Origin of the sequence: Microbacterium sp. (genome assembly GCF_041909575.1) — a bacterium.
GTDB lineage: Bacteria > Actinomycetota > Actinomycetes > Actinomycetales > Microbacteriaceae > Microbacterium.
The window spans coordinates 1-5137 of sequence record NZ_JAYRDE010000154.1; the positions used below are offsets into that span (position 1 = coordinate 1).

Below are 5137 nucleotides of genomic sequence, written 5' to 3' on the forward strand. Positions count from 1 at the left end.
GACAGTTCCACGAGCCCGAGCACGACGGCGTTCTCGCGGTCGGGGGAGAGGAACTCCACGCCGAAGAGGTAGTCCAGGGCGCCGTGGATGTCCTCGACCTCGGGAGGCAGGATCGAACCCACCTCGCCGCTCGCATCGGAGAAGACCGCGACCGCGGTGTCGAGCAGCAGGCGATCGCGGTTGCCGACGAAGTGGCGGACGTGCCCGCGGGACATGCCGGCGGTGTCGGCGATGCGGTCGAGCGTCGCACCGCGGATGCCGTGCTCGGCGATGGTCGACATCGTCGCGTCGAGGATCTGCTCGCGGCGCTCCACGGCGACGGAAGGGCGTGCCATCGGCTGTTCTCCTCTCGTCCGAGCGCCGGCCGGAACTCGACCTCACTCGCGATTGTAACGACGCGGTTAATTGTAGTCTAGTCGGACTTGACTAACTTGTGTCGATGCTTCTAACGTGGCGTCACACCGCAGGGCGATCCGGCCCGCGGCGCCCCGAAGGAGTGACATGCCCGACGTCCTGCGCATCCCCCCGATGCCGGAGAGCCCGCTCTCGTTCGCGGCACGGATCCGCGCGACCGACGGCGTGCTCCTCGCGACCGACGTCTATCTGCCGGGCGCCCCGGACGACGCCGACACCACACCCGGTGATACGGTGCTCATCCGCCTCCCGTACGACAAGTCGGGGGTCTACTGCTTCATCCCGCTCGTCGCCGAGTACTTCATGAACCACGGCTACCGCGTGGTCGCTCAGGACGTGCGCGGCAAATTCCGCTCCGAAGGGGACGCGCTCCTCTTCGTCAACGAGGTCGAGGACGGCCGCGCGACGATCGACTGGATCATCGCGCAGGAGTGGTCCAACGGCCGCGTCGCGATGTGGGGCGACAGCTATTACGGCTACACGCAGTGGGCCGCCGCGGCGAGCGGCCACCCGGCGCTCAAGGCCATCTCTCCTCGCGTGACGGGAACCATGCTCGGCGAGCCGGTGCGGCGCGACGCGGCCGACCGCGTCCGCCCGGTCGAGTGGGGCGTGACCTACCTGTACCCGCTCACGCAGTTCTTCGACAACGACATGGTGCTGTGGGAGCCGGACTGGTCCCGGCGCGACTTCGCCGCGCAGGCCGAGGAGTTCATCGCCCAGGTCGGCTACCGCGGCCTCTCCTACGACCAGTGGTACCCCCGGCCCGTGCATCTGCGCCGCTTCCCGGCGGGCGATCCCTTCGCCGGACGCTCGGTGCCCGTGCTCCACACGATCGGCTGGTGGGACAACTGCGCCCCACTGTCGTGGGCGGATGTCGAGCGGATCAAGTCCCACCCGAACTGGGACGCCCACCACTATCTGCGCATCGAGCCGATGGACCACGAGAGCTTCGAGCTCCTCGACGCCGACGAGGATCGCGTCGCGGAACGCAGCGACGACCAGATCCGCGCCCTCCTGCCCCGCACGCTGGATCCGACCCTCGCCTTCTTCGAGGTGTTCGTCCGCGGCAACGGCTCACCCGCGGATCTCCCCCGCGTCGCCTGGAACCTCGCCGGCACGACGGGGATGCGCGCGAGCGCGGCGTGGCCGCCGTCCGGCACCCGCGCGATCGAGCTCTTCGCGACCGACGGCGGGCGGCTGTCGACCGCGCGTCCTGCCAAGGCGGCGACCCTGCAGTGGATCCACGACCCCGACGATCTCGTCCCGTCGAGTGTTCCGGATGCCTTCTCCTACCTGCTGCACAAGCCCGATGAGGCGCCCATCGGCGACCGCACCGACGTGCTCCGCTTCGACTCCGAGCCGCTCGCGGTCGACGCCGACCTCGCCGGCCCGGTGACGGCACGGGCACGCGTCTCGTCGGACGGCCCGATCATGGACCTCTTCGTGAGGGTCCTGGATGTCGCGCCCGACGGCACGGCGCTGCGGATCGCACGCGGTCAGCTCCAGCTGCTGGACGCGCATCGTCCCGAGACGCTCGAGCTCGATCTCGGGCACATCGGGTACCGCCTCCGCGCGAGGCACCGCCTGCGCGTGCACGTCAGCAGCAGCGACTACCCCGAGTTCCTGCCGCAGACGGGAACGGGTGCCGATCCCTGGACGTGGGGCCAGACCCGCGCCAACACCCAGTCGCTCGTCGTCGGCGGCGCCGACGCGTTCGCCCTCACCCTCACCGTTCTCGAAGGAGAGATGCCATGATGCTCGAGCCCACCCTGGAGTTCGTGTTCGAGATCCGCGCTCGGATCGAGCCGGACCTCCACATCGGACGCGGTCCCGACGAGAAGCTCTCGTTCACGCCGATCTCCGGTGGCACCGTCGCCGGGCCGCGCCTGAACGGCGAGGTGCTCAGCGGCGGAGGCGACTGGGCCGTCGAGCGCTTCGGCACCGCCCAACTCGAGGCGCGCTACCTGCTCCGCGCCGACGACGGCGCCGTGATCGACATCCTCAACCGCGGGTACTTCCGCGCCACCGCCGGGCAGATCGCCCGCATGGAGGGCGGCGAGGACATCCCCGAGGACGAGGCCGGGCTCTACTTCCGCACCGCCCCGGTGTTCCAGACGGATGCCCCGCAGCACCGCTGGCTCGCCGAGAACCAGTTCATCGGCATGGCCCGCGACGATGACGGCCATGTCGCCGTGCGCGTCTTCCTGCTCCACTGACCCCTTACCCACCCACCCGAATCACCACCGATCCGAACGGACCATCACCATGAAGAGAATCGGAATCGCCGCAGTCACCGTCGCCTGCGCGTCACTCCTCGTGCTCACCGCCTGCACCGCCCGAGACAGCGGCGGCGGGGGTGACACAGGCAACGGCGAGATCACGCTCGTCGATGCCCAGCCCGCCGGCACCCAGCCCGTCGACGAGGTCACGTGGGCGATCGTCGAGGGCGAGCCCGCGACGCTCAACCCCGCCAACTCGGCCAACCTCATCATCCCGAACCTGTGCGACAACCTGCTGTCGCTGCAGCCCGACTTCTCGATCGCGCCCGGCATCGCCGAGACGGCGGAGTACGTCGACCCCACGACCTTCGTCATCACCCTGCGGGACGACGTCACGTTCTGGGACGGCAGCCCCGTCACGGCCGACGATGTGGTGTTCAGCCTGCAGCAGAGCATGAACCCGGCATCGCAGTGGTTCGGGGCCTTCGCGCTGGTCGTGCCCGACCCGGCCGTCGGCATCGTTGCGACCGGACCGAACGAGGTCACCGTGCGCTTCGTGGCGCCTGACTCGACATTCCGCGACGCGCTCGCCGGCCAGGGAGCAGCCGTCATGCAGAAGGCGTTCGGAGAAAGAGTGGGGGATGCCGTCGGCACCGCCGATGCGGGCCTGATGTGCACCGGACCCTACAAGCTCGAGGAGGGCGGCTGGACCCCGGGCGGCGAGATCGTCACCACCGCCAACGAGGACTACTGGAACGGCGCGCCCCTCGTGAAGCAGCTGACGTACACGTTCGTCTCGGACGGCTCGACGCTCACCACCGCGCTCACGCAGGGTGAGATCGACGGCGCCATCAATGTGCCGCCGTCGTCGCGCGCGGCCTTCGAGGGCGACGGCGCCGGCGCCCTCACCGTCGGACCCTCGACCGCGTCGTACAGCTTCGGCCCGGCGTCTTCGACGAGCGCCGCCGCCAACCCCGACATCCGCCGTGCTCTGAGCATGGCGATCGACCGGGAGAAGTACCTCGAGACGGTCGTGAACGGTCTCGGCTATGTCCAGAAGACGATGGTTCCGGAGTTCTCCTTCCAGTCCATGGAGGCGGCATCCGTCTACGAAGCGGGCTACGAGGCGCTGGCGGCGCCGGAGGTCGACATCGAGGGAGCGAAGGCGCTGGTGGAGCAGAGCGGCGAGGACCTCAGCGTGCCGCTCGTGGTGGCCGTGCCCGCCGGGGCCAAGCAGTTCCTGCAGACCGCCACCATCATGCAGAGCGCCGGGGCCGAGATCGGGCTGGACATCGAGATCAACGAGATGCAGGCATCCGACTTCGGCGCCCTGTTCTACGACCCGACCACGCGTGAGGGCGTCGACTTCGTCGCCACGCAGGGCTACCTCGAGACGCCGGGAGTGCTGGGCTACCCGTCGCTGTTCCTGCTCCCCGCTGACCTCGGCGGCATCTTCAACTGGAGCGGGTACGACGACCCCGAGGTCACCGCGCACATGACGGCCGCGCGCAGCGCCACCGACGCGCAGACCGCCGCGGACGAGTTCGTCGCCGCGCAGGAGATCTTCGCGCCGGACTACCTGCAGGTGACCCTGGCCGGCACGTACCAGCTCACCTATCTCAACGAGGACCTCACCGGGGTCGTCACCTCGATCGCGGCCTACAACAGCCCCTGGGCGCTGCACCTCGGCGGCAAGTGACCGATCCAGCGGGACGATAGGACCAGACGAAGGAAGGAGGACAGAGGACGTGAACCCGCTCACCCGCACGCTGCTCGGACGGCTCGGCGGCCTGGTGCTGACGCTGTTCCTCGCGAGCGTCGTCATCTTCTCGGCGGTGCTGCTCACCGGCGACCCGATCGCCGCGCTCGCGGGCGGGGCGAAGCCGACGCCCGAGCTCATCGCGCAGATCAGGGCCGAGTACCACCTCGACGACCCCGTCTGGGCCCGGTACTGGGAGTGGCTGAGCGGCGTCTTCCGAGGCGACTTCGGCCGGTCCTTCATCTACAAGACCGATGTCGTCCTGCTCGTGGCCCCCCGCTTCGGCGTCACGCTGCAGCTCGTGCTGCTGACCGTCGTCCTCATCGCGATCTTCGGAGTCGGGTCCGGCATCCTCGCTGCCACGCGCGGTGCCGCGACCGACCGAACGGTGGCGGTGCTCACGTCGCTCGGAATGGCGCTGCCCACCTTCGTCGTCGCGATCGTCCTCATCTGGATCTTCGCGAAGACCCTCGGATGGTTCCCGGTCTACGGGGCGGGTGAGGGCTTCTGGGATCGGCTGTGGCACCTCGTGCTCCCCGCGGTCTCGCTGGCGGTCCTCTTCATCGCGTACATCAGCCGCGTCACGCGCAGCGCCCTGGTCGGCCAGCTGCACTCCGAGCACGTCGACACGGCACGGGTGCGCGGCATCCCGCGACGGCGGATCTTCCGCGTGCACGTGTTCCGCAACGCGTCGCCGCAGATCCTCGCGATCTCGGGCACGACGATCGCGGGCCTGTTCGCGGCA

At 69.4% G+C, this 5137-nt stretch carries 5 protein-coding genes; 4 read left to right on the plus strand and 1 reads right to left on the minus strand.

Annotation, left to right across the window (positions count from 1 at the left end):
• A partial coding sequence (locus ACE3O1_RS14710; protein WP_374316313.1) for a TetR family transcriptional regulator occupies positions 1 to 335 on the minus strand: 335 nt, incomplete at its 3' end.
• Positions 336 to 501: 166 nt separating this feature from the next.
• On the opposite strand from ACE3O1_RS14710, the gene ACE3O1_RS14715 reads away from it, so the two are divergent.
• From ACE3O1_RS14715 to ACE3O1_RS14730, 4 genes are all read left to right on the plus strand, one after another.
• Positions 502 to 2169, plus strand: a complete 1668-nt coding sequence (locus tag ACE3O1_RS14715) for a CocE/NonD family hydrolase (protein ID WP_374316315.1) — start codon at positions 502 to 504, stop codon at positions 2167 to 2169.
• On the plus strand, positions 2166 to 2630 hold the full coding sequence (locus tag ACE3O1_RS14720; protein ID WP_374316317.1) for a DUF3237 domain-containing protein: 465 nt from the start codon (positions 2166 to 2168) through the stop codon (positions 2628 to 2630). The genes ACE3O1_RS14715 and ACE3O1_RS14720 overlap by 4 nt, the downstream gene beginning before the upstream one ends.
• A gap of 49 nt (positions 2631 to 2679) precedes the next feature.
• Positions 2680 to 4332, plus strand: a complete 1653-nt coding sequence (locus ACE3O1_RS14725; RefSeq protein WP_374316319.1) for an ABC transporter substrate-binding protein — start codon at positions 2680 to 2682, stop codon at positions 4330 to 4332.
• A gap of 49 nt (positions 4333 to 4381) precedes the next feature.
• On the plus strand, positions 4382 to 5137 hold a 756-nt coding region (locus ACE3O1_RS14730; RefSeq protein ID WP_374316321.1), incomplete at its 3' end, for an ABC transporter permease.

Excerpts from the sequence above, each read along its gene's own strand:
- ACE3O1_RS14715 (WP_374316315.1), top strand. The coding sequence starts at position 502 with ATGCCCGACGTCCTGCGCATCCCCCCGATGCCGGAGAGCCCGCTCTCG.
- ACE3O1_RS14720 (WP_374316317.1), top strand. The coding sequence starts at position 2,166 with ATGATGCTCGAGCCCACCCTGGAGTTCGTGTTCGAGATCCGCGCTCGG.
- ACE3O1_RS14725 (WP_374316319.1), top strand. The coding sequence starts at position 2,680 with ATGAAGAGAATCGGAATCGCCGCAGTCACCGTCGCCTGCGCGTCACTC.